We start from the raw sequence: 24,364 nt of genomic DNA, 5'->3' as shown, positions 1-24,364 counted from the left end.
AATAGAAGTAAATTTTATGAATTTTAAAGGAATAAATTAAATATAATGTATTGAAGCGTCTAAAGTGGAGTAATTAATCATATGGAAAATTAAATAATATTAATGATTGATTATTTACTTGTTGACGCATAAAGTAATAATTTAGGAGAGTGTGTAATGGATGAGAAATTAACCCCTAAAACTTTTAATTTTAAAAGTATTAAAGGAATAAGCCTAAATCAACTAGAGCAGCATTATAAATTATACGAAGGATATGTAACAAATGTTAACAAAATATGGAGTGGTATAAGGGAACAAAGGGATTTTGAAGGAACAAATGCTACTTTCAGTCCCTATAGAAGTCTTTTATTAGGTCAAAGTTTTGCATTAGATGGAGTTAAGCTTCATGAGCTTTATTTTGAAAACATGAATGGAGAGGGAAAGGGTATATCCTCAGGTGTTTATGAAGCTATAGTTGAAAGCTTTGGTAGCTATAATTTTTTTGAAGAATTATTTAAAAATGCAGGTTTAGCAATGAGAGGATGGGTAGTACTTGCATATGAACCTATAGATAAAAAACTTCATGTGTATGGACTTGATAGTCATGATTGTGGACCTATATGGAATGCTTATCCATTACTTGTTTTAGATGTTTATGAGCATGCATATATGATTGATTTTGGAATTGATAGAAAAAAATATATTGAGGTTTTTATGAATAATATTGATTGGAGAGTTGTAAATAATAGGCTGGTTGCATTAAGAAAAATGCTGAATTAATTTATAAGATTCTGCATAGATTTTAATGTAAGGAGTCTAAAATAAAATAACTAGCGAAAGAACATAAAATTATGTTTTATATCAATATGTGGGGAAGCATCCTTAATAGCCTTGATATTAACAAGTTTTGTTTTGGCACTACTCGCAAAATGGAATGGTATATTTGCTAGTTATTTATTTTTGATCTCCAATATAAATATGGGGGTATTATAATGTATTCAGATAATGAAAGAAATCTTGATGGAGATGGAGTTCAGGAATATGAGTTTGTTCCTATAGAGCCGATGAATAGTAGGAACATGTCTAAAGAGATGGAAGAGTTTATTGCTATGTATTGTATGATGGGAATTATGCCTATGCAAAGAGGTAATCCTATGGGATTTATAACACCTATGCCATGGATTATGGATGAAGAAGATAATGAATTTAAAGTTTTTGACGAAGAAGAAGATTTAAGAGGAAACGCAAATGAAGATTTAGCGCTTTTGGATGATGATATAAAAACAGCACAGGGATATCCTGGATATAATTATTTAAAAGTTGATAGAATAGTTAACAGGATAGAAAGAAATAATCCAGGTATATTTAGATTTTTAGAGTCTAAAGGAGTTCCATACATGAGAGCGAGAAATTTTGTGAGAAGAATTGTAAGATTAACTCTTATGTATAGTTAAAATAATGAGTAGCATTATGCTACTCATTATTTTTTTACATATTTAAAAGTGTAGCTGTATCCTTGAGTATTTCAATTTATAACACGATAAATTGAGGGTGGTATTTTAATGCACAATTGTGGTGGAAATTATTTTTAATCAAAACAATTTCTTTAATGGATTTTTTAACTAGAAATACAATTGCTACTTTTTAACTTTATATTAATGTAAAGTTAAATAATTTAATAGTACGATTTTATGAATTTATAGATTAAGTTTGAAAATAATAAACTTATAAATATATGCTTTTATAGGGCGAAATATAACAACATTATTTTGAAATATATACTTATTTAGGAATATTTGTCTTAATAAAAAAGTTGACTAGATATGGTTTAATAATTTATAATGTCTTTAAGTTAAAATTTACTAAATATAATATATATTATACAGTAATTAACCTTAGAACATTATATGATAACGTTATATATTAATTTGGAGGCAATTATTTTAAGGTTATTAACATGTATAGCTATTAGTCTTTAGGGGGAAAGTTTATGTTAAATATGAAGAAAGCCTGCGGGTTGCTGTTAAATTTAATGTTGTTTATATTTGCAGTTACTTTAATAAATTGCAAAAGTGTACAAGCTACTGAAGCACCTAAAAAGAAAAATGAAATAATATTGCGTTCAGCTAATTTATCAACAGATAAAACAATAAAAGTTCCAAATAGAACATTGGAAAACAAGAGGCTATCTAGAGGTGGAAGTGAATCTACGCCAGAGGTTGCTTATGATATAGTAGATTTAGCTTGTACTAAGCTTGGAAGTCCATATGTTTGGGCAGCAACTGGACCAGAGGTTTTTGATTGCTCAGGATTTACAAAGTATGTTTTTGGAAATCATGGTATAGATTTACCGCATTACACCGGTTCACAGATAAGATATGGTAAGGGAGTTTCAAGAGCAGACTTAGAGCCGGGAGATTTAATATTTTTTAATACTGATGGATACTCTGTATCCCATGTAGGAATATATATGGGTAACAGTCAATTTATACACGCAGCTTCAGGAAATGGAAGAGTAATGATAAGTGATTTAGGAGAAGACTATTATTCCACTAGGTATGTAGGTGCAAGAAGAATATTCTAGAATTTAAACCGGCAGTGATGTCAATTTTTTATTCTATGAGAAATTATAAAAAGTTAAGTTTGTGGATAACTTTGAACAATACACAATCTTAAATAATGCACAATGCACAGTTCACAATTCACAGTTAAGGAGAAAATTATTTTTTAGGAAAATAATTTATTTGAATGAATTTTTTTGACTAGCAATATAATTGCTAGTTTTTTATATAAAGTTACTTTGTAACTTCAAAAAAGAATCAATTATAAATTTCTCAGTTACTACTGAGAAATGTCCACAATTGTGAATTGAGCATTGTGCATTGTAAATTAGAAAAAGGAGTTCAACGAACTCCTTTTTTATCATAATTCTCTTAAACTATGAATATAAATTAAGGACAAGCAAGTATTTATAGGTTATAGGAGGGGGACAAAATGAAATACACAAGATATAATATAAAACCTAAGAAAAAAAATAATAGTTTGATTTATCTTTTAATTATAATGTTAATTGCATTGTTATTAACTATTATGCTCTTTAACAAGTTTTCTTCTAATGATGATTTAAAAAAAGATAATAAAGAGATTACAGAAACAAAAAAAGAAAAGAAAAATGAAGAAACTAAAGGTGCAGAGAAAAATGTTAAAAGTAGCGATTTTATACTAATTCAATGTGGTGTATTTAAAGTAAAAGAAAATGCTGATAAGCTAAAAAACCAGCTAAATTCTTTTGGTAGCCCTTTTATTGTAGAACAAGATAATACTTATAAAGTATATCAAGGTATATATACTGGAAATGATTGTGATAAAATTATAGAAAAATTGAATGGAAATAAGATTCCTAATAATAAAATAGCAATAACCTTGCCTTATGAAGATTTATCTATAGTTGAACTAAGTAAAATCATAGAAGCTAAATTAAAGGTAGTAAATAAAACATCAGATACACAAGTTCAATCTATAAAAACTACTGAGTTAAAAAAGTGGGTGTCTTCTTTAGAAAATTTAAAGGAGGATACTCATTCATATAATGATGTTAAAGAAATAAAAAGTTATATAGCTTCTCTTCCAGAGGAAGTGGATAAGAAAAAATCAGAAGAAATGAATATATATATATATAATAAATTAATAAAATTTAAAAATAACTAGTTAAGTAGTAGAACAGGTATAGCCTGTTCTATTTGTATATTTATAAATATAAAAAATGTGAATTTTAATGTAAAACTTAATATAGGTAACTTTTTAGACATTTTAATGGTAATTATAGCTGAAATTAGCTCTTTATAAACTAAATTTTAAAGTATACTTTTTTACTAATAAATTCATTACTAGATTCTATAACAAGTAACTCCATTGATTTAAAAATAAATTAGTTTTAAATCTTCTTATGAGGGAAAAAAATCCATGATTGTGACTTTATGACTGAATTCATGAATTGAGAGAACATGGCTTTTAGTCATTTAAAATTTGCCTATTTGACACCTTAAAATCCAAATTGTGGAACGGGAATTTTTTTAAAAAACCATATTATAGACTTGTTAATCATTTTATTAAATGATACACTATATAAGAAAAAGAAATAAATGGGGGATATAAATTGAAAAATTCAGAAAGGAAAACCAGAGAATACATTTTTGTTATACTACTGGCAGCCATTTCTGGTAGTTTCATTGGGGAAGTGTTATCTAAAAGCGTTAGCTTTTTAGATATATTAGGAAGATCTTATTCCATTGGATTAAGTGATCCTTTTTTGTTAAACTTAAAAGTGATAGGGATAACTTTTGGTATCTATTTCAATATTAACTTAATGTCTATTATTTGTGTAATATTGGCAATAATATTATTTAGAAAATATTAGGAGTGAACAATTATGAAGATTATACTGGCATCAGCTTCAGAAAGAAGAAAAGAACTTTTAGCTAGAATTACAGAGAATTTTGAAGTGATTGTTAGCGACTTTGATGAAAGCACTATAAGCTTTGATAATAATTGCGAAGAGTATGTTATTAACTTAGCAAAGGGAAAAGCTTTTAATATACTTGAAAAGCTAAATGAACATTCTCTTGTAATTGCTTGTGACACTATAGTGTATAGTGAAGGCAAGGTATTGGGAAAACCCAAAAATGAAGAGGATGCTATTATTATGCTTAAAATGCTTAGTAACAAAACTCATAAAGTATACTCCGGAATATTAGTTTTAGATACAAAAACTAATAATATGAAATTTGATGCTGTTTGTACAGAGGTTAAATTTTCAGAACTTAGTAATGAAACTATAGAGAAATATGTAAAAACTGGAGAGCCTTTAGATAAGGCAGGGGCTTATGGTATACAAGGTAGAGCAGCAACATTTGTAGAAGGTATTAATGGCTGTTGTTATAATGTGGTAGGCTTACCTTTAAATAGGCTAAATACTTTACTTATGGAGATGGGGGTAAATCTTTAATAAGGAAGTGTTATGTTTGAACAATTTTAAACTTACGGATTTACCTAAAAATGAAAGACCTCGTGAGAGGCTTTTTAGATATGGTGCATATGCACTATCTAATGCAGAACTTTTAGCAATTATTTTGAGAACAGGAAGTCAAAAAGAAGATGTTTTAAGCTTATGCAATAGAATAATATCAGACTGTAATGGATTGAATGGACTTCTTAGCTGTGATACTCAAGACTTTTTAAGTTTGTGTGGTATAGGGGAAGCTAAGGCAGCACAACTTATAGCGCTATCAGAAATTTCAAAGCGTTTTAAGGCTTTTAAGTCTGGTGATGAATATAGAATAACCAGTGCTAGATCAGCAGCAGAATATGTTATGGAAGATATGAGATATTTGAAAAAAGAATATCTCAAGTTAATAATGCTTAATAGCAAAAATGTAGTTATAGCAGTAAAGCATATATCTGTTGGTAGCTTAAATAGCTCTATTGTTCATCCTAGAGAAGTATTTTTAGAAGCTATAAAAAATAGTAGTGCTTCAGTAATTATTTGCCATAACCATCCATCGGGAGATCCTACTCCAAGTAAAGAAGATATCAATATTACAAATAGACTTAAAGAATGTGGAAAGATACTAGGCATAGAGGTTTTAGACCATATTATAATTGGGAATGGTATTTATGTTAGCTTAAAAGAAAGAGCATTTTTATAGAAACGAAAGGAGAAAAAAGTATATGGGATTTTTTGGCAAATCAAGAGATATGGGAATAGATTTAGGAACTGCTAATACATTAGTTTATGTAAAAGGAAAAGGAATAGTGTTAAGAGAGCCATCAGTTGTGGCTATAAATAAAAAGACAAATAGGGTTTTAGCTGTAGGAAATGAGGCTAAACAAATGATCGGAAGGACTCCAGGTAACATTGTAGCTATAAGACCAATGCGAGATGGAGTTATTGCTGACTTTGACGTTACTGAAAAAATGCTAAGAAGCTTTATTGAAAAAGCAGGGGCAAAGAATGGATTCAAAAGCCCAAGAATAGTGGTTTCTTTTCCTTCAGGAGTAACTGAAGTAGAAAAAAGAGCTATAGAAGAAGCAACAAAAAGCGCAGGTGCCAGATTTGCTTGTCTTTTAGAAGAACCAATGGCGGCAGCTATAGGTGCTGGACTTCCAGTTGATGAACCAACAGGTAGTATGATTGTAGATATTGGTGGAGGAACTACAGAAGTAGCTATTATTTCTCTTGGCGGAATAGTAACTAGTAAATCTTTAAGAGTTGCTGGAGATGAGTTAGATAAAGCAATAATAGCTTACATAAAAAAACAATATAGCTTAATGATAGGTGAACGTACAGCGGAAGCAATAAAAATAGAATTAGGTTCTGCCTTCGATTTAGGTGAAGAGGAAAGAACTATGGAGATTAAAGGAAGAGACTTAATTTCAGGACTTCCAAAAGTAGCAAAAATTAATGAAAGTGAAGTTAGAGAAGCATTAAAAGAACCCGTATACTCTATAATTGATTCAATAAAAACTACACTTGAAAAAACACCACCAGAACTTGCAGCGGATATTATGGACAAAGGTATAATGCTAACTGGTGGAGGCGCAATGTTAAGAGGGATAGACGCACTAATTTACCACGAAACTAATATGCCAGTAAATATAGCTGACATTCCACTGGATTGTGTAGCTATAGGAGCTGGAAAAGCACTAGATAATATAGACATAATGTATAAAAGAGGATAATTTTGAAGAAGTTCAAGAATAAACTGGCAGTAATAGTTATACTACTGTCAGTATGCTTTTTGTTTCTTATTGGATATAGTGTTCAAAGAGAAAAAATGTCTTTCGTGGAAAATGGTGTTGGATACACCCTAGATAGTATCCAAAGTGTAGTTTATAATATAGGAAATAAAGTAAAAAACTCCTTTAGTTTTATTACTAATATAAATAATATAAAAGAAGAAAATGAGAAGTTAAAAGAGGAAAATATTGAGCTATCTCAAAAGTCAACAGAAAATGAAATTCTCATTAGTGAAAATGAAAGATTAAGAAATATGTTAAATTTCACTAATTCTAAAAGTGAGTATAAGTACGTAGGTGCTGATATTAGAGGATTAAGCGGTGGAAACTTTTTAGATGGATTTGTTATAAATAGAGGTAGCAAAGATGGGATTGAAAAAGGCATGGTAGCAATTACAGCAGAAGGATTAGTAGGGCAAGTCACTTCTGTAGGAAGTAACCGATCAATAGTGCAGTCTTTTTGTAATGAAAATATAGCTGTTGCAGGGCATGTATTATCAACTAAAGAAAGTGATGGAATTGTAAAAGGATACAGAGGAAATGATGAAAAGTTTCTTGCAGAAATTACAAGACTTTCAATTGGCTCTAAGATAAAAGAAGGAGATACTATTTTAACTTCAAACTTAGGATTAGTTTATCCTAAAGGAATAAAAATAGGCACTGTGCTAGAGGTAAAGGAAGATAAAGTTGCCGTAATGAAAAGTGCAATAATAAAGCCAACTGTAGATTTTAATACTTTAGAAGAAGTATTAATAGTAGTACCAACTGACACTAATGACATTATACCAGAAGTTAAATATAGATATTAGGTGATTAAAATGAAGAAAGTAGCAACACTATTTTTTATATGTATTGGACTTACTATGTTGGATAATACATTAAGCACATTTATTGCTATTAACTCTATTTATCCTAGCATTTTATTTGTTTTTATAATTTCCTACTCAATAATAAATGGTCCGGTAGAGGCAATTATTTTAGGTATATTTGCTGGTGCATTGCAAGATCTTTATTTATTTAATGGATTAGGAATTAATATGCTTACTAATATGCTTACTTGCTATATTGCAGCACAAATTGGTAAAAGTATATTTAAGGAAAAGTCCTTTGTTCCAATAATTTCAACTTTATCTCTTAGTATATTAAAAGGAGTTATGATGTTTAGCTTGTTTTATTTATTAAAGATAAAAGTTAATATACAAACAGCACTATATGTAAGCATATATAATATGATTTTATCTATAATTTTATATAGATATGTTTACAAACTTTCTGAAACAAAATTTATGAAGAAAGATTGGAGATTTTAGGATAGTGATATTATGGTAAAAAACAATAAAAAAGAAAAAAAATTTTCAAGATATACGGTGTTTTTTATTGCTATGGCTGTTATATTTACAATTTTAGTAGCAAGACTCCTATTTCTTCAAGTAGTTATGGTAGAAGAATATAGGGAAGAAGCAAGTAAAAAGCACTATAAAAATGTTTCTAAGGTAGCACCAAGAGGTGATATCAAAGATAGAAATGGACAGATATTAGCTACAAGCAAGCAAAGTTATGCGTTGATGTTTACAGAAACTACTGAAAGTAAGGAAGTTTTTTTTGACACTATGGAGAAAGTTTTTAAAGTTTTAGATGAAAATAAAACTCCTATAGTGGATGAATTTCCTATAACTGTTGAACCAAAATTTGAATTTAAATTTAATGCTGCCGACGAAGCAAGTAGAAGATGGATGGAGCTTAGATTTAAGAAAGACAAGGGATTTCAAGATGATGATGAAATCAAGAAGCTTTACAAAGGAAAAAGTGAAGATCAGCTTTCTAAAGCAGAATTACAAAACATAGAGGAAGAATTATTAAAGATTACCGCAGAAGAGGCTTTTAATAAACTTTTTGACGAATATAAAGAACAATTTAAGAAAAATTATGATATTGATATTGATAAGAAAAATTACAGTTTAGCTGATAAAAGAAGATTCATTATAGTGCTAGATAGTATTAAGATGCAAAGTTACTCAGGATATAAACCAGTGGTTATATCTAACAGTTTAAATAAAGATGTTGCATTTATCTTTGAACAGCTTCAACCAGATTTACCAGGTATAATGGTAGAAACTCAGCCTATTAGATCTTATCCAAATGGTGAACTTGGATCAGCTTTTCTAGGATATACTGCAAAAATAGATTCTTGGGAACAAGAAAAGTTTGAAGAAAAGGGATATGATATAAGTTCTGATAAAGTAGGAAAAGCAGGTTTAGAGTTTAGCTTTGAAAGTATTTTAAAAGGTACTAAAGGGCAAGAAAGTATAGAAGTTAATAAGCAGGGAAGAAAAGTTAAAACCCTTGGAGAAGTTGAGGCTTATCCAGGAAAAACTTTAAAACTTAATATTGATAAAAATATACAATCTGTTGCTGAAAAAGCGTTAGATGACACTATGGAGGATCTTCAAAAGAAAGGTAGAGTAAATGATGTTGATACTACCAATGCCACAAGAGGATTAGCTATAGTTATGGAAGCTAAGACTGGTAAACTACTTGCATTAACAAGTAGACCGGGATATGATCCTAATATATTTACACTTACTCCTGAGCTTACAGCTAAATATTATAATTCTGATTTAGAAAAGATGGGTAAAGAATATATTGAAAAAAGAGGACTTGCTTCTATGTCAGGAATATTAAGTGATGATGATTTAGCCAATCTTTCTTATGAACAAAGGGTAAATAAATTAGTTAATATAATGTTCCCATTGGATAAAAGAATAGAAGGAAATACTAAATATAGAGAAGATAGCTATGATATATTTCCTAAATCATTATATAACTATGCTACCTTATCTTTAATCCCTCCAGGATCTGTATTTAAACCGCTAACAGGGCTTGCAGGACTTGAAGAAGGAGTTATAGATTTAACAACTACAATCTATGATGATGGAGAATATAATAAAAGGTACCCTAGTTATCAGGGAGCTTGCTGGATATATAACCAAAATGGAGGTTCTCATGGCAGTATAGATATTAGAGAGGCACTTAAAGTATCCTGTAACTATTTCTTCTATGATGTAGCAGATAGACTTTTTGCAAAGGGTGGAGAAAAATCAAGTGGGCTTGATTACATAGCTAAGTATGCATGGAAATTTGGATTAGGAGTAGATAAAAATTCTAATAAAGAACCTAAAACTGGTATAGAAATACCAGAAAATTTTGGGCAAGTTTATAACTATGAATCAAGTAAAAATAAGTTCACTAATGAGTATATAGATCAATTAGCTGACTTTTTAAATCAAGGTACGGATTCTATAAATACTGTACCACACTATAAACCAATTAATATAAGAAGAAAAGATGAAGTTGGTAGTGATAAAGAAAAAAGTGAAATAGCTAAAGTTAATGAGAAGAAAACTGTATTAATTGATGCTATTAAGGAAGAAATGCAAAAAGAAGTAAAAGGAAAAGAACAAGATATAGTTCCTAAAATGGAAAAACTGCTTAGAGATTTGATTGATTCCTTTCCAGAATTTAAAGAAAAGAACTATACAGATAAAGACATAAGTAATATGGCGATAGCAATTAACTATTCCATATCAGATGCTGTATCTAATAGAAAATCTGCTGCTAACGCTTATGATGCAGCTATTGGTCAAGGAATGAATCAATTTACTCCACTGCAATTGACGAATTACATGGCAACCTTAGTTAATGGTGGATCTAGATATGAAATGCATCTTGTGGATAGTATTATTGATCCAGTAACAGAAGAAGAGACAGTAATTGAACCACAACTACTGGAAAAATTTGACATTAATCCAGAATACTTACAAGCTATGAAAGAAGGTATGAAGGACGTTGTTAGCTCAACAGAAGGTACAGGTGCTACTGCTTTTGAGAACTATCCATTACCACATGGTGGTAAAACCGGTTCTTCTAATTTTACATCTGATCCGAAAAAAGAGGATGCATTAGGAAGAACTTCTTATGCTGTATATTTAGGATTTGCACCTTTGGATGACCCAGAAATAGTAACTTGTGTTATAATATTTGATGGAGGACATGGAGGATATGCAGGACCAGTAGTAAGAGCTATATATGAAGAATACTTTAAAGAAGAATTATTGAAAGTAAATCCAGGCTATCAGTTTATGTATCCTGAAACACAAAATAATTCTAATAAAAATAACGCAACAAATAATGAAGCTGAAGAGAATAATCCTCAAGAAGATGCTTTAGATCAAAATAACGATAATCAATAATAATGGAATAGCCTTTATGCTAATTTAGCATAAAGGCTATTTTAAAAATTAAAGTCTTTTATGACATATATTTAAGAAATTAATTTATAGTAAATTAATTTTAACTATAATTATTAGTTCTCCATTATTTTAAGCTTTACTTTCATAGACTAAATAAATTCTATACATTATTCCAAAATTCTAGATTATATGTGGAAAATAGAGTAAAATAAACTTATAATTATTAAAGTTTACTTAAAAATATCCTTATTATAGAAGGATTTTAGTTAGAAGTGTTGAAATATATCAAATAGCTCGATTTTGGAGGGTATTTATGTATGCAGACAATATAATAATAAAAGGTAATAAAGAGGGATTAAATGTAGTTATAGACATGAAAAAATTTAAAAACTCTCTAGATATGACCAATGCATTAATTGAAAAACTATCAAAAGGAAAAAGATTTTATAGAGGATGTACTTTGAAAATTACAACTCAATTAAAAGAATTTACAGATAGAGAATTAAGAAATTTAAGAGAGCTTTTATTTGAAGAATTTTTAATAAGAGATTGTATTTTTCAAGATATAGATGAAAAACAAAGTAAGGTTTTTAATGGCATTTATGAAGGTCGTACTAAATATTTAAAGAAAACCATAAGAAGTGGACAAGTATATGAATATTCAGGTAACCTAGTTATAATAGGAGATATAAACTCAGGAGCAGAGGTATATGCCGCGGGAAATATTGTAGTTGTAGGAGCTATTAGGGGAAGTGTACATGCAGGCTGCACAGGAAATGATAAATCATTTATAGCAGCATTTTCACTAGAACCTCAAATTATAAGAATTGCGGATATAATGACAAGAGCACCAGAGGATGGTATAAAACCAGCTTATCCAGAGGTTGCAAGGGTTAAAAATGGNNAGATGTGCTTATGGGGCTTGAAAACAGAGTAGTATTTACATTATTAGATGTAATTGAAGAAAGATGTAGATTAAAACAAGCTCTAATAAAAGATAAAAGATTTAATAACTTATTTTTACTTCCAACAGCGCAGACAAGAGATAAAAACGACGTAGATATAAAAGAGATGTTAAGAGTGGTTAATGAACTTAAAGGGGATTTCGATTATGTTATAATAGATTGCCCAGCAGGAATTGAACAAGGTTTTGAGAATGCAGTAGTAGGAGCTGACAGATCAATGGTTGTTGTCAATCCAGAAATAACTTCAGTTAGAGATGCTGATAGAGTTATAGGAAAACTTTGCGCAAAGGGACTTGAAGAAAGTGAACTTATAGTTAATAGAATCAATTTTGAGATGACAAAGAATGGAGATATGTTAGATATCGAGGATATAAAAGAGTGTCTAGCTATTAAATTAATAGGTGTAGTACCTGATGATAGAAAGGTAACTATATCAACAAATAAAGGTGAACCAATAGTACTAGATAATACTGCAGATGCAGGACAAGCCTTTAAAAATATTGCAAGAAGAATTACAGGTGAAGAGGTTCCTTTTGTAGAATTAGATCAAACTTCTTCTCAAGGTGGCTTCTGGGCTACAGTAAAAAAATTCTTTGGTAACAAATAGGAGGAAGATATGGATTTGTTTAAAATGTTTTCAAGTAAATTGTCTTCTAAGGATATTGCTACAGATAGATTAAAATTGATATTAATTCATGATAGGGCTGATTTTTCCCCAGATTTTTTAGAAATGATAAAGGGAGATCTATTAAAGGTTATATCTAATTACGCAGAAATTGATGATAGCGATGTGGATGTTAAATTTACAAAGGCCGAAGAAATTGAAGGTGCTTCTCCAGCATTAATTGCTAGTATACCTATTAAAAAAATTAAAAATAGATAACTTTTAGCTGTGCATTATTTATATGCATAGCTTTTTTTATAATTTCACAATTGTGAATTAAACAACCATGGGGAACAGCAGGAAGTTCTTTAGGGTTCCCCTGCGGCATAGTTCGAAAGAAAATTAGTGAACTTTACTAGCATCATGGAGATAAACAATGCAATTGCTAGTTCTTTTTTGAAGTTGCATTGTAACTTCAAAAAAGAATCAATTAAAAATTCTCAGTAATAATTGAAAAACATCCTCTAAATATTTTTAGTTTAACCAGCTATTTACAGGCGGATCATTACTTTTGTTCTTTTATCAAATATGTTATAATCATATTTATGTTGGAGGGATACATATGCTAAAGAATCTAAAGCTGAATAATAAATTGTTAAAAAGAATAGACTACGGCATAATTGTAGCTGTGGTAATTATAGTTCTTTTTTCTGTTGCGAATATATATAGTGCAATAGGAAGCTATTATGCAAAATTGCAATTTGCATGGCTTATAGTTGGACTTGTTACTATATATTTTATACTGTTAATTGACTATACTTTAATTTTAAATTATGCACCTCTTTTTTACTGGGCAGGTGTTGTATTATTAATTTTAACGGAGTTTGTACTAGGTAGCGAAGTAAATGGAGCAACAGGGTGGATAAGTATTGGAAATAGGGCAATTCAGCCTTCAGAGTTTGCCAAGCTTGGTATGATATTAATGCTTGCTAAGCAAATTCAAGATATGGATGGAGATGTAAATAACGTAAAAAGCGTTATTAAGCTTGGTATATATGCAGCTATACCAATGTTGCTTATAGTTATAGCACCGGATATGGGTATGACTATGGTATGCTTCTTTATGGTTTTAGGAATAGTTGTTGTAACAAATTTGAATTGGAAAGCTATTGTAGGAGGGTTAGGTGGTATATTCTTAGCCGTAGTTGCCTTGTGGAATTCACCTCTTATGAAACCTTATTGGAAATCGAGATTCGTAGCTTTTTTAAATCCAGAGCAATTTGAGCTAAGTCATGGCTTACAGCTAATACAATCAAAAATTGCTATAGGATCTGGAGGAGTTTTTGGCCTTGGGTTTTTAAATGGTAAGCAGTACAAATTTGTTCCTGAAAACCATACAGATTTTATTTTCTCAGTAATTGGAGAAGAATGGGGTCTTATGGGAGCGTTAATACTATTAATTTTATATGGTATTATTCTGTATAAATCAATAAAGATAGCAAAAACTTCAAAGGATGTAGCTGGAAGTATAATTTGTACAGGAATAATAGGGGCGCTAATGTTTTCTATAATTCAAAATATAGGTATGACCATTGGGTTAATGCCTATAACTGGAATTACTCTTCCTTTTGTTAGTTATGGTGGTAGTTCAATGTTAACTAACTTTATATCTTTAGGTTTAATATTAAATGTTGGTATGAGAAGAAAGAAAATAAATTTCTAGGGGGAATTTTTATGAGAATAGCTTTAATTGCCCACGATAAGAAAAAAGATGATATGATAGAGTTTGCAAGAAGATACAAATATATATTAAGTGAACATGAACTTTATGCTACCGGTACTACAGGAAAACTATTAACTGATTTAGTAGATCTTGAAGTGCATAGATTTTTATCTGGACCTTTAGGTGGAGATCAGCAAATAGGTGCAAAACTTGCACAGGGAGAACTGGATTTTATAATTTTTTTAAGAGATCCTCTTACAGCTCAACCACATGAGCCAGATGTAACCGCTCTTATTAGATTATGTGATGTTCATTGTATACCTCTTGCTACAAACCTAGGCACAGCTGAAGTAGTTATGAAGGCTTTAAAGAGCAGATAAAAAGTATTTTAAATTTTAAATATATAGATGAGTTAAAATAGAAACCCAATAGCATATAACTTAAATTATNNATAATTTAAGTTATATGCTATTTTTATTATTTACTTTTCTTATGAAAATAGGACGATGCAAGTATTGGCGAAGATTTTTTATTTCTAAGTTAAGATTTTTTTAAACTTTATTCATAAAATTCAAGTATTTTAATATATATAAAATAGAAAAGCAAGAAGTTATAAAGGAGGAAAAATGGGAGGTTATAGTGAACAATATGAAAAATATTATTCAGCATTAACTAGAAATAAATCTGCATATTACCCAAAAAATAGGATTAATAAGGAGACCAATAGAAGTGGATTCATATGGGCATGGTCCCGTAAAAATTATGGTAATAGAATTATAATGCAACTATCTGTAGTAATTTTTTTAATCATAGTATTTTTAGGATGTAAGATATATAAAAATCAATATACAATTAAATTTTATAATTTAAGTAAAACTATGATAAACAAAAGTTATGATTATAAATCTATTTTTGAAAAAGTAAAGAGTGTAGATATTCAAGATATAGAAAATATGAGTATAAAAGTAATAGAAAAAATTAAAATAGGCTTTGTAGGTGGAAGAACCATTGATGAAGAAATTCAAAGTGATTACTCTTTACCAGTGTCATCAAAAAAAGTTTATGGTAATAATAAATGGGATAAAAGTATAGATGAAGCTTTAAAACTTCAAGTTAATGAGAATATGGATATCAAAAGTTGTAATAATGGAAGAGTTAAAAAGATAGATAATGATAAGCTTGGTAATTATATATTGATAGATCATGGAAGAGGAATAGAAAGTAAATACTATAATTTATCTGATATTTATGTGAATGTAGGCCAATCAGTAGAAAAGGATGAAACTATAGGTGAGATAAAGGGAGATGCTGTAGAACCTAAGACCTTTTATTTTGAAATTTTATATATGGGAAAAACGCAAGATGTATATAGTTATATGGTAACCTAAAAATTTGGAGGAGGAGTGGGTTGATACGGTTTAGTAAATACTTTATACCCTATTTATTGTTTTTAATTGTTATAGGAATAAACTATAAGCTTTTATTAGGATTTATTATAGTTATAATTCATGAAATGATTCATTACATTACTGCTAGAATTTTAGGTTATAGTGGATTTTGTATAGAAATATTACCCATTGGCGCTGCCTTAAAATTAAAAGACTTAGATGAGGCTTCTCCTATGGAGGATATAATAATTTCATTAAGTGGCCCCATTGGAAATTTTATAATTGCTCTTATAAGCTACATTGTCTATAAATATATAAATAATAGTTATATACTTTTGTTCTTACGATATAATATGGCGATTGGAATATTTAATCTGTTCCCCGCCTTCCCGCTAGATGGAGGTAGAGTTTTAAGAGATATACTTACAACAAAATTTTTATATAAAAAAGCTAATGAAATAGCCTTAAGGATAAGTATAATTTTAGGATACATATTGCTCATAATTTACTTTATTGCTTTGCTTTATGGTATATCCAATATTAACTTAGCCTTAATAGCTATTTTTATTTTAGTTATTTCTAAAAAGGAAAAAGAAAGGATAGTATATGTAATTATGGGTTATATAATAAAGAAAAGGGAAAAATTAATTAAAAGAGGTTATATAGAAAATAAAAGTATATCTGTACATTATAAATTAACATTACTTCAACTCTTAGATTTAGTGGATAAAAATAAATATAATATTTTTACTGTATTAGACGATAATATGGATGTTTTAGAGATTATTTATGAAGAAGAAGTAATAAATGGATTAAAGGATCAAGGGAACATGACTTTAGAGCAATTTATAATCAATAGAGATTTTGATATTTATAGAGAACCAAGACCGTAACTTAATATCCAAAGTAAGCACAATATTTTGAGAATAAATAACTTATACTTTAAATATTAAAGTAATTTTTATATAATCAACATTTATTTTGAAATATTCTTAGCTTATGATAAAATAAAGTATTGTAATTAACTTAAGGAGGAATTTGAATGAATAAAATTTCCGATGATATACTATATAAAGTTGAAAAACCAGCTAGATATGTAGGTGGAGAATTTAATTCTTATAATAAAGATAAAAGTGCAATTGATATACGTTATGCTTTTTGCTTTCCTGATGTTTATGAGGTAGGAATGTCTCATTTAGGAAGCAAAATATTATATTATGTGCTTAATGAAAGAGAAGATACTTTTTGTGAAAGATCCTTTGCTCCATGGCCTGATATGGAAGTGCAATTAAGAGAAAATAATATTCCATTATATGCATTAGAAAGTAAAGATTCACTATCAGAGTTTGATTTTTTAGGATTTACATTACAATATGAAATGAGCTATACAAATATATTAAATATGCTTGATATGGCAGGAATACCTCTTAGAGCATCTCAAAGGGATGAAAAAAGTCCAATAATTATGATGGGAGGACCATGTGCTTACAATCCTGAACCATTATATGATATTGCTGATATTTTTGTTTTAGGGGAAAGTGAAATTGTAATTCATGAAATATTAGATTTATATAAAGAATATAAAAATAAATCTAAGAAAGATTATTTAAGAGCAGTATGCAAAATTGAAGGAGTATATGTTCCAAGTCTTTATGAGGTAACTTATAAAGATGATAATACAATTAAAGAGTTTAAACCTATTTATGATGATGTACCTAAAACTGTTAAGAAAAGAATTATAAATAACTTTGATGAAAATGTATATCCAGATAAACTTATAGTTCCATATACAGAAATAGTCCATGACAGAATTACCTTAGAAACTTTTAGAGGTTGTACAAGAGGGTGCAGATTTTGTCAGGCAGGTATGATTTATAGACCAGTTAGAGAGAAGAAGACAGATACACTTATAAATCAAGTAGATGAAATTATCAAGAAAACTGGATATGAAGAGGTTTCACTAACTTCATTAAGTATTTGTGATTATTCAGATATTCAAAATTTAATATTTTCTTTAGTTAAAAAATATGAAGGAGAAAAAATAGGTGTTTCTCTACCGTCTATAAGAATAGATTCTTTCTCTGTAGATTTAATTAATGAAATTCAAAAGGTCAGAAAGACAGGTCTTACCTTTGCTCCAGAAGCAGGAAGTCAAAGAATGAGGGATATCATAAATAAAGGTGTTAATGAAGAAAATTTATTAGAGTCTAGTAGAAACGCTTTTGAAGCAGGATGGTCAACGTTAAAATTATACTTCATGATAGGATTGCCATATGAAACTATGGAAGATGTTATAGGTATAGCAGACCTAGGTGAAAAGGTAGTAGAACAATACTTTAATGTTCCAAAACATATAAGAAAAAGAGGGTTAAGAGTTACAATGAGCACATCTATATTTGTACCTAAACCTTTTACTCCTTTCCAATGGGCACCAATGGATACTATGTCTAATGTTAAAGAAAAAATTTATACTTTAAGAAACTCAATTAAAAGTAAGGCCATAGTATATAATTGGCATGAGTCTCCTGTAAGTTATATGGAGGCTGTATTTGCAAGAGGAGATAGAAGGCTTTGTGATGTATTAATAAAGGCATTTGAAAAAGGTGCTCGTTTTGATGGCTGGGGAGAGTACTTTAGTTTTGATACATGGAATGAATCAATGAGTGACTGTAATGTAGATGGAGATTTCTATGCTTACAGAGAAAGAGATTATGAAGAGATACTTCCATGGGATTTTATAGATATAGGTGTTACTAAAGAATTCTTAATAAAGGAAAACAATAAAGCTAAGGAAGCCATTGTTACACCAGATTGTAGAGGAATATGTGAAAAATGTGGTATAAACATGAGCTTTAAGGAGGGAAAGTGCTTTGAAGGTGCGATACTTAATAAAATACACTAAGGAAAGTGAAATAAAATTTATATCTCATTTAGATTTAATGAGGACAATTCAAAGAGTTATAAGAAGAGCTAAATTGCCTATAGAATATTCTAAGGGATTTAATCCGCATATGACTATATCTATAGCTCAACCTTTATCAGTAGGTACATATTCCAAAGGAGAGTATATGGATGTTGTATTTGCAGAGGAAATGGATGAAAAACAAATATTAAAGAATTTGAACGAAAATACGCCTAGAGGTGTTGGATTTCTAGATGTAAAGAAGGTTGAGAGCAAGGAAAACTCTAAGGCACCTCAAGCGATGGCTATAATTGATGCTGCTAAATACATAATAAAGCTAAAAGCTAAAGATGTGAATAAAGCATTAGAAGATATAAAGGATTTAAATAAAGAAGGCCAATGGAGTATAGTAAAAAAGAGTAAAAAAGGTGAAAAAGAAGTTGATATAAAGCCATTAATAAAAGAAATTAGCTATAGCACTGAAACCAATAGAGTAGTATTAAATACATTATTAGCTTGTGGTAGTAGAGAAAATCTTTCTGCTAGCCTACTTAGTGATTACATAAAAGAAAAAGTAGAATCTATAGAAGAAGATTCTTTTGTAGATATAGAGAGAATCGATATGTATGCATATAAAGAGAAAAAGATTCTCCCTCTAAATCAGTACTTTTAATAAATTTTAGGAGTGTTTTTTTGAAAGAAATATTTATTGAAAGACAAGAGGATTTTCTTAAAATTGCTGTGAAAGAAGATAATGTATTAAAAGGATGCTACATAGAAGAACAAAATCACCTTCCTAAAATCTCTGATATTTACAAAGGTGTAGTTAAAAATATTGTACCTGCTATTAAATGTGCTTTTATAGATATAGGCTATAAGAAAAATGCTTACATGTATTTAAATGATAATATGAAAAGTATAAAAAAAGGTGATGAAGTATTAGTTGAGGTTATAAAAGAAGAAATTGGTAAGAAAGGTCCTAAAGTTATAAATTCAATTAGTGTGCCAGGAAGTTATATTGTTGTAACTAATAGTCACAATACAATACAATTTTCGCCTAAAATAAAAGATAAGAATTTTATAAAATATATAGAAGATAATTTAGATAAGCCTAAAGATATAGGGGTAGTCATAAGAACTAAAGGACAAAATGTAGACTTATCTATATTGAAAGAAGAGTTATCTAATCTATATAATATATATGAAAATATAGCTAAGAAATTTACTTATTATCAAAATATAGGCTTATTGTATGGAAGTGAAGGAATCTTAGGGAATATACTGAGAGAAACATCAGGTGATGACTATAATATTATTGTAAATAATAATGCAGATTTTAATTATTGTAAGGAAATTTTAAATTCTGAATACCATGAAGGTGAAATAAAAATTTATGATGGGTCAATAGGGCTTTTTGATTATTATGGTATTGAGAAAGAAATATTAGGTCTTAGAAATAATAAAGTAGTTCTTCCTAGTGGAGGAAATATTGTTATTGAAAAAACAGAAGCAATGTATGTAATAGATGTTAACTCAGCTAAAAATATAAAAAGCTCATCTCTTAGAAAAACAGCATTAGTTACAAATATTGAAGCAGCAAAAACTATAGCTGAACAAATAAAATTAAGAAATTTAAGTGGAATAATATTAATCGATTTCATAGATTTAATAGAAGATAATGAAAAAAGAGATGTTATTAATACTCTGAAAAGATATTTTAAAGATGATAAAAACAAGACTACTATATATAATTTTACCGAGCTAAACTTAGTGCAAATTGCAAGAAGAAGAACTGGGAGATCTATATATGAGTATATTTTTGAAGAATGTGTATCATGTAAAGGCAAAGGGGTAAGAATAAAATTATCTTATATTGAAAATATGATTAGAAATAGTATTAAGAGACTAAATAGTGAGCAAAATGTCAAGGATATATATATTGAGGTAGATGAGTTCTATAAAAATGAAATCCAAAGAGATTTAATAGCTTTTATAAAAAATATAAATGCATTGGATAAACGTATATATATAAATTATATTAATGGATTAGATACTTTTAAAATAGAACCATTGATATTTGCAAATCAAATAAGAAATCTAGAAAATTGTAAAGTATATGAATAATCATTAATATTTTATAACTTATTTTATGATTTATATCTTTGTCATAAAAAGAATAAAATTCCTTTACAAATAAATTTAGATATGCTACAATGGCTTTTGTAGACCGCACAGAATAGGTTTTATTAAATCATTTAATTTTATTAAATGTACCTTAAATGGCGAGACTGGATTGAGGAGGTGTATTTTAATGTACGCAGTTTTACTTACTGGAGGAAAGCAATACAGAGTTCAAGAGGGAGACGTAGTATTCGTTGAAAAACTTGAAGCTGACGTTGATTCAACTGTAGAATTTGATAATGTTTTAGCAGTTGGAAAAGAAGAAGGGTTAGTAATTGGAAAACCTGTAGTTGAAGGAGCTAAAGTTGTTGCTAAAGTAGTAGCACAAGGAAAAGCTAAAAAAGTTATAGTATTCAAATACAAGAGAAAAAAAGACTACAGAAAAAAACAAGGACACAGACAACCTTTTACAAAGATAGTAATTGAAAAGATAGAAGCTTAATTATGACTAAGGTTAAATTTTACAAAGACTGTGATACATATATTGGGTTTACTGTTAGTGGTCATGCTGCTCCACAATCTGAAAATCTAGATATAGATTTAGTTTGTTGTGGTATATCAGTAATATCACAAACCACCATACTTGGTATGGAAGAGGTTTTAAAGTTAAAGCCAGAATATGAAATAAATGATGGTATTATAAATTTAACGTTAAAAAATCTAACAAGTGAAGACATTGAAAAGTGTCAAGTTTTGATTAAAACTATGCATGTTGGATTACAAAGTATGGCATTTACGTACGGTGATTATATAAAGATAGATATAGAGGAGGTGTAGTATTATGCTAATTATGAACCTTCAGTTATTTGCTCATAAAAAAGGAGTAGGTAGCTCAAAGAACGGAAGAGACAGTGAATCTAAAAGACTTGGTGTTAAACGTGCAGATGGACAATTTGTGCTTGCAGGAAACATCCTAGTTAGACAAAGAGGAACAAAAATCCATCCAGGAAACAACGTTGGAATAGGTGGAGATGATACTCTTTTCGCTAAAATAGATGGAGTTGTAAAATTCGAAAGAATGGGCAAAAACAGAAAAAAAGCTAGCGTTTACCCAATCGATGTAGAAGTTGCAATAGCTGAATAGTTGATAAAGCACCCTGCTAGGGTGCTTTTTTAATCTATAGAATAGAAACTTATGAATTAAACTGATAAATTGAGAATTAAGAATTGAGAATTGAATTATGGACTATAGGGTTCTAAAATCACAGTTTAACTTATACATTTAAAATTTCGGAACCTAAAATAGTGATGCATGCTCGTGAGCATCTAAAAATCAATGCTTTATTTTGCATGGAAATATTTTTAAGGTTCATGAATAAGTTGAAATTCGAGCTTGTATCCCTATAACTGTCTATGGATATAAAGAAATGATTTAAAAGCATTTTAAACTATGAAATAGGAAAAGACATCATTTCAAAGCTTCTTTCATAAGGGAGAAGTATATATAATGTGCATTATAAGCTATATAAGAGAAGAAGTATCTAAAATTCTTAAATCTTAATTCTTAATTAAGAAGATACTTTATAATAAATTACTTTTGCTATATTATAATATAGATAGAAAAAACTCTATCAATACAGGTGTACTGCTTACAAGCTTAATTTATAGATTTATATAATTGTGTTACTAAATTATTGAAATTTTTACCTTATATAATGAAGAATTGTCCATTCTCAATTCTCCATTGATTAAAGTTGCAAATTGAGATATTTAAGAGCAGCCACATCTAGCTATAAATTAATTTTTAAGGTAATATATCTATGTGATATAAACTATCCATAAAAAATTGAATTTAGTAAATAATATAGTTATGTATGTTAGAATAATTTTTATTTAAGGTAAGGTGAAAAAGTATGTTTATAGATACAGCCAAAATTTTTGTTAAATCTGGTAATGGTGGAAATGGATCTATTTCCTTTAGAAGAGAAAAATACGTGCCGCTTGGAGGTCCTGATGGAGGAGATGGAGGTAATGGTGGAAGTGTTATATTAAGAGTAGAGCCTAATATGACTACATTACTGGACTTTTCCTATAATAGAAAATTCATAGCTGATGATGGAGGCAAAGGCCAAGGATCAAAATGTTATGGTAAAGATGGTGAAGATCTTATAATAGATGTGCCAATGGGTACAGTAATAAGAGATGTAGAAACAGATAAAATAATGTGTGATTTATCTCATGCTGGTGATACATATGTAGTTTGCAGAGGTGGAGAAGGTGGAAAGGGAAATGCTAAATTCTGTACTCCAACAAGGCAGGCCCCAAGTTTTGCAGAACCAGGTATGCCTGGTGAGGAAAGATGGGTAAAGCTTGAACTTAAATTACTTGCGGATGTAGGGCTTCTAGGTTTCCCTAATGTAGGAAAATCCACATTGCTTTCAGTAGTTTCTAAAGCAAGGCCTAAAATTGCAAACTATCATTTTACTACATTAAAGCCTAATCTAGGCGTAGTGAGCTTAAAAGGAATACAAAACTTTGTAATTGCAGATATTCCAGGAATAATAGAGGGGGCTGCAGAAGGAGTAGGCTTAGGTTTAGACTTTTTAAGACATATTGAAAGAACAAGGTTACTTATACATGTTGTAGATATATCAGGAGTAGAGGGCAGAGATCCAATTGAAGATTTTAAGAAAATAAATGAAGAACTTAAAAAGTATAGTATTAAATTATGGGATAGACCACAGATAATAGCTGCTAATAAGACAGATATGTTATTTGATGAAGAAGTATTTGAAAGCTTTAAGAAACAACTAAATGAAATGGGATATAATAAAGTATTTAAAATTTCAGCAGCTACAAATCAAGGGTTAGATGAGCTTATGAAGGAAGCTGCGGAGATGCTGAGTCATATTCCGGTTCAAGAGCTTGAAATCAGTAATGATGAAAGATTTGTGCCTGAGGAAAAGAGATTTACTTATACAATACGTGAAGAAGAAGAAGGTATATTTGTTGTAGAAGGAAGCTTTGTTGATAGATTACTTAATAGTGTTAATGTAAATGACCCAGATTCTTTAAGATACTTCCATAAGGTTTTAAGAAATAAAGGTGTATTAGAAGAACTTAAAGCTATGGGAGTACAAGATGGTGATACTATAAGACTTAATGATTTTGAATTTGAATTTTTATTATAGGAGGAGTTTTATGATAAGTACAAAACAAAGAAGCTATTTAAGGAGCTTAGCGAATAATATAGATCCTATATTTCAAGTAGGAAAAGGTGGAATAGAAGAGAATTTCTTAAAACAAGTAGATCAAGCTTTAGAAGCAAGAGAACTTATTAAAATTAAAACATTAAATAACAGTGGAATGACCCCTAGAGAAGCATCTGATATTTTATGTGAAGAATTAGGATGCGAAGGCATTCAAGCTATAGGAAGTAAACTAGTTATATACAGAAAATCAGCTAAAAAACCTAAAATAGAACTTCCAAAGTAAATGATAAAAACCATGAATTTTCATGGTTTTTTACATAATGTTTTTAGCATACCTATTTATGATATGGAACTAATATGAAAACTTAAAATATATTTTGGAAAATAATTTTTCTAAAAAATGACTTAAATCCTTAGAAATTAAG

Annotated in this window: 25 protein-coding genes and 1 pseudogene; all 26 read left to right on the top strand. The window is 29.2% G+C overall.

The window, feature by feature from the left end; all coding sequences use genetic code 11:
* Positions 1-156: 156 nt before the first annotated feature.
* The 26 genes and pseudogenes from B2W91_RS20250 to yhbY all read left to right on the top strand — a co-directional run bounded on the left by B2W91_RS20250 (position 157) and on the right by yhbY (position 24,222).
* The gene (locus B2W91_RS20250; RefSeq protein ID WP_291584245.1) at positions 157-759 is read left to right on the top strand and encodes a superoxide dismutase; all 603 of its coding nucleotides are present in this window, start codon (positions 157-159) and stop codon (positions 757-759) included.
* Between the two features lie 212 nt (positions 760-971).
* Positions 972-1,433, top strand: coding sequence for a hypothetical protein (locus tag B2W91_RS20245; RefSeq protein WP_291584244.1), 462 nt, complete (start codon positions 972-974; stop codon positions 1,431-1,433).
* Positions 1,434-1,969: 536 nt separating this feature from the next.
* Positions 1,970-2,563 (top strand): C40 family peptidase, encoded by a 594-nt coding sequence (locus B2W91_RS20240; RefSeq protein ID WP_291584241.1) that lies wholly within the window; start codon positions 1,970-1,972, stop codon positions 2,561-2,563.
* Between the two features lie 410 nt (positions 2,564-2,973).
* Complete coding sequence (locus B2W91_RS20235; protein WP_291584239.1) at positions 2,974-3,687, top strand: SPOR domain-containing protein; 714 nt, start codon at positions 2,974-2,976, stop codon at positions 3,685-3,687.
* Positions 3,688-4,135: 448 nt separating this feature from the next.
* A complete protein-coding gene (locus tag B2W91_RS20230; protein ID WP_291584237.1) occupies positions 4,136-4,396 on the top strand; it encodes a DUF4321 domain-containing protein in 261 nt (86 codons plus the stop codon).
* A 12-nt stretch (positions 4,397-4,408) separates the two neighbouring features.
* Complete coding sequence (locus B2W91_RS20225) at positions 4,409-4,984, top strand: Maf-like protein (protein WP_414633142.1); 576 nt, start codon at positions 4,409-4,411, stop codon at positions 4,982-4,984.
* Positions 4,985-5,000: 16 nt separating this feature from the next.
* Complete coding sequence (radC, locus tag B2W91_RS20220; RefSeq protein ID WP_291584236.1) at positions 5,001-5,684, top strand: RadC family protein; 684 nt, start codon at positions 5,001-5,003, stop codon at positions 5,682-5,684.
* 22 nt (positions 5,685-5,706) lie between these two features.
* A complete protein-coding gene (locus B2W91_RS20215; protein WP_291584234.1) occupies positions 5,707-6,717 on the top strand; it encodes a rod shape-determining protein in 1,011 nt (336 codons plus the stop codon).
* Between the two features lie 2 nt (positions 6,718-6,719).
* Positions 6,720-7,583, top strand: coding sequence for a rod shape-determining protein MreC (gene mreC / locus B2W91_RS20210; RefSeq protein ID WP_291584232.1), 864 nt, complete (start codon positions 6,720-6,722; stop codon positions 7,581-7,583).
* 9 nt (positions 7,584-7,592) lie between these two features.
* The gene (gene mreD, locus B2W91_RS20205) at positions 7,593-8,084 is read left to right on the top strand and encodes a rod shape-determining protein MreD (RefSeq protein WP_291584230.1); all 492 of its coding nucleotides are present in this window, start codon (positions 7,593-7,595) and stop codon (positions 8,082-8,084) included.
* Positions 8,085-8,096: 12 nt separating this feature from the next.
* A complete protein-coding gene (locus B2W91_RS20200; protein ID WP_291584228.1) occupies positions 8,097-11,024 on the top strand; it encodes a penicillin-binding transpeptidase domain-containing protein in 2,928 nt (975 codons plus the stop codon).
* Positions 11,025-11,337: 313 nt separating this feature from the next.
* Positions 11,338-11,961 carry a septum site-determining protein MinC gene (minC, locus tag B2W91_RS20195; protein ID WP_291584226.1) on the top strand — a complete coding sequence of 208 codons (624 nt, stop codon included), beginning with the start codon at positions 11,338-11,340 and terminating at the stop codon, positions 11,959-11,961.
* Positions 11,931-12,596: pseudogene (gene minD, locus B2W91_RS20190) on the top strand (septum site-determining protein MinD); the annotation flags it as partial. The gene minC and the pseudogene minD, both read left to right, overlap by 31 nt.
* Positions 12,597-12,605: 9 nt before the next feature.
* A complete protein-coding gene (gene minE, locus B2W91_RS20185; RefSeq protein ID WP_291584224.1) occupies positions 12,606-12,872 on the top strand; it encodes a cell division topological specificity factor MinE in 267 nt (88 codons plus the stop codon).
* A gap of 343 nt (positions 12,873-13,215) precedes the next feature.
* Positions 13,216-14,316, top strand: coding sequence for a rod shape-determining protein RodA (rodA, locus tag B2W91_RS20180; RefSeq protein ID WP_291584222.1), 1,101 nt, complete (start codon positions 13,216-13,218; stop codon positions 14,314-14,316).
* Between the two features lie 11 nt (positions 14,317-14,327).
* A complete protein-coding gene (gene mgsA, locus B2W91_RS20175; protein WP_291584220.1) occupies positions 14,328-14,696 on the top strand; it encodes a methylglyoxal synthase in 369 nt (122 codons plus the stop codon).
* Positions 14,697-14,942: 246 nt separating this feature from the next.
* Positions 14,943-15,704: a M23 family metallopeptidase gene (locus B2W91_RS20170; protein WP_291584217.1), complete on the top strand. Its 762-nt coding sequence runs from the start codon at positions 14,943-14,945 to the stop codon at positions 15,702-15,704.
* A gap of 20 nt (positions 15,705-15,724) precedes the next feature.
* Positions 15,725-16,597 (top strand): M50 family metallopeptidase, encoded by an 873-nt coding sequence (locus B2W91_RS20165; RefSeq protein ID WP_291584216.1) that lies wholly within the window; start codon positions 15,725-15,727, stop codon positions 16,595-16,597.
* A 149-nt stretch (positions 16,598-16,746) separates the two neighbouring features.
* Entirely contained in the window at positions 16,747-18,606 is a 1,860-nt protein-coding gene (locus B2W91_RS20160; protein WP_291584215.1) for a TIGR03960 family B12-binding radical SAM protein, read from the top strand.
* The gene (locus tag B2W91_RS20155) at positions 18,575-19,279 is read left to right on the top strand and encodes a TIGR03936 family radical SAM-associated protein (RefSeq protein WP_291584214.1); all 705 of its coding nucleotides are present in this window, start codon (positions 18,575-18,577) and stop codon (positions 19,277-19,279) included. Before B2W91_RS20160 ends, B2W91_RS20155 begins: the two co-directional genes overlap by 32 nt.
* 20 nt (positions 19,280-19,299) lie before the next feature.
* On the top strand, positions 19,300-20,730 hold the full coding sequence (locus B2W91_RS20150) for a ribonuclease E/G (protein WP_291584212.1): 1,431 nt from the start codon (positions 19,300-19,302) through the stop codon (positions 20,728-20,730).
* 187 nt (positions 20,731-20,917) lie between these two features.
* The gene (gene rplU, locus B2W91_RS20145) at positions 20,918-21,229 is read left to right on the top strand and encodes a 50S ribosomal protein L21 (protein ID WP_291584210.1); all 312 of its coding nucleotides are present in this window, start codon (positions 20,918-20,920) and stop codon (positions 21,227-21,229) included.
* Between the two features lie 2 nt (positions 21,230-21,231).
* Positions 21,232-21,564: a ribosomal-processing cysteine protease Prp gene (locus tag B2W91_RS20140; protein ID WP_291584208.1), complete on the top strand. Its 333-nt coding sequence runs from the start codon at positions 21,232-21,234 to the stop codon at positions 21,562-21,564.
* A 4-nt stretch (positions 21,565-21,568) separates the two neighbouring features.
* Complete coding sequence (rpmA, locus tag B2W91_RS20135) at positions 21,569-21,871, top strand: 50S ribosomal protein L27 (protein ID WP_191740017.1); 303 nt, start codon at positions 21,569-21,571, stop codon at positions 21,869-21,871.
* A gap of 769 nt (positions 21,872-22,640) precedes the next feature.
* Positions 22,641-23,918 (top strand): GTPase ObgE, encoded by a 1,278-nt coding sequence (obgE, locus tag B2W91_RS20130; protein ID WP_291584204.1) that lies wholly within the window; start codon positions 22,641-22,643, stop codon positions 23,916-23,918.
* Between the two features lie 10 nt (positions 23,919-23,928).
* Positions 23,929-24,222 carry a ribosome assembly RNA-binding protein YhbY gene (gene yhbY, locus B2W91_RS20125; RefSeq protein ID WP_291584202.1) on the top strand — a complete coding sequence of 98 codons (294 nt, stop codon included), beginning with the start codon at positions 23,929-23,931 and terminating at the stop codon, positions 24,220-24,222.
* The last annotated feature ends 142 nt before the right edge of the window (positions 24,223-24,364 follow it).

The organism is Clostridium sp. UBA6640 (genome assembly GCF_002455975.1).
Lineage (GTDB): Bacteria > Bacillota > Clostridia > Clostridiales > Clostridiaceae > Clostridium_J.
This window is presented reverse-complemented; position numbering and strand designations above follow the sequence as displayed.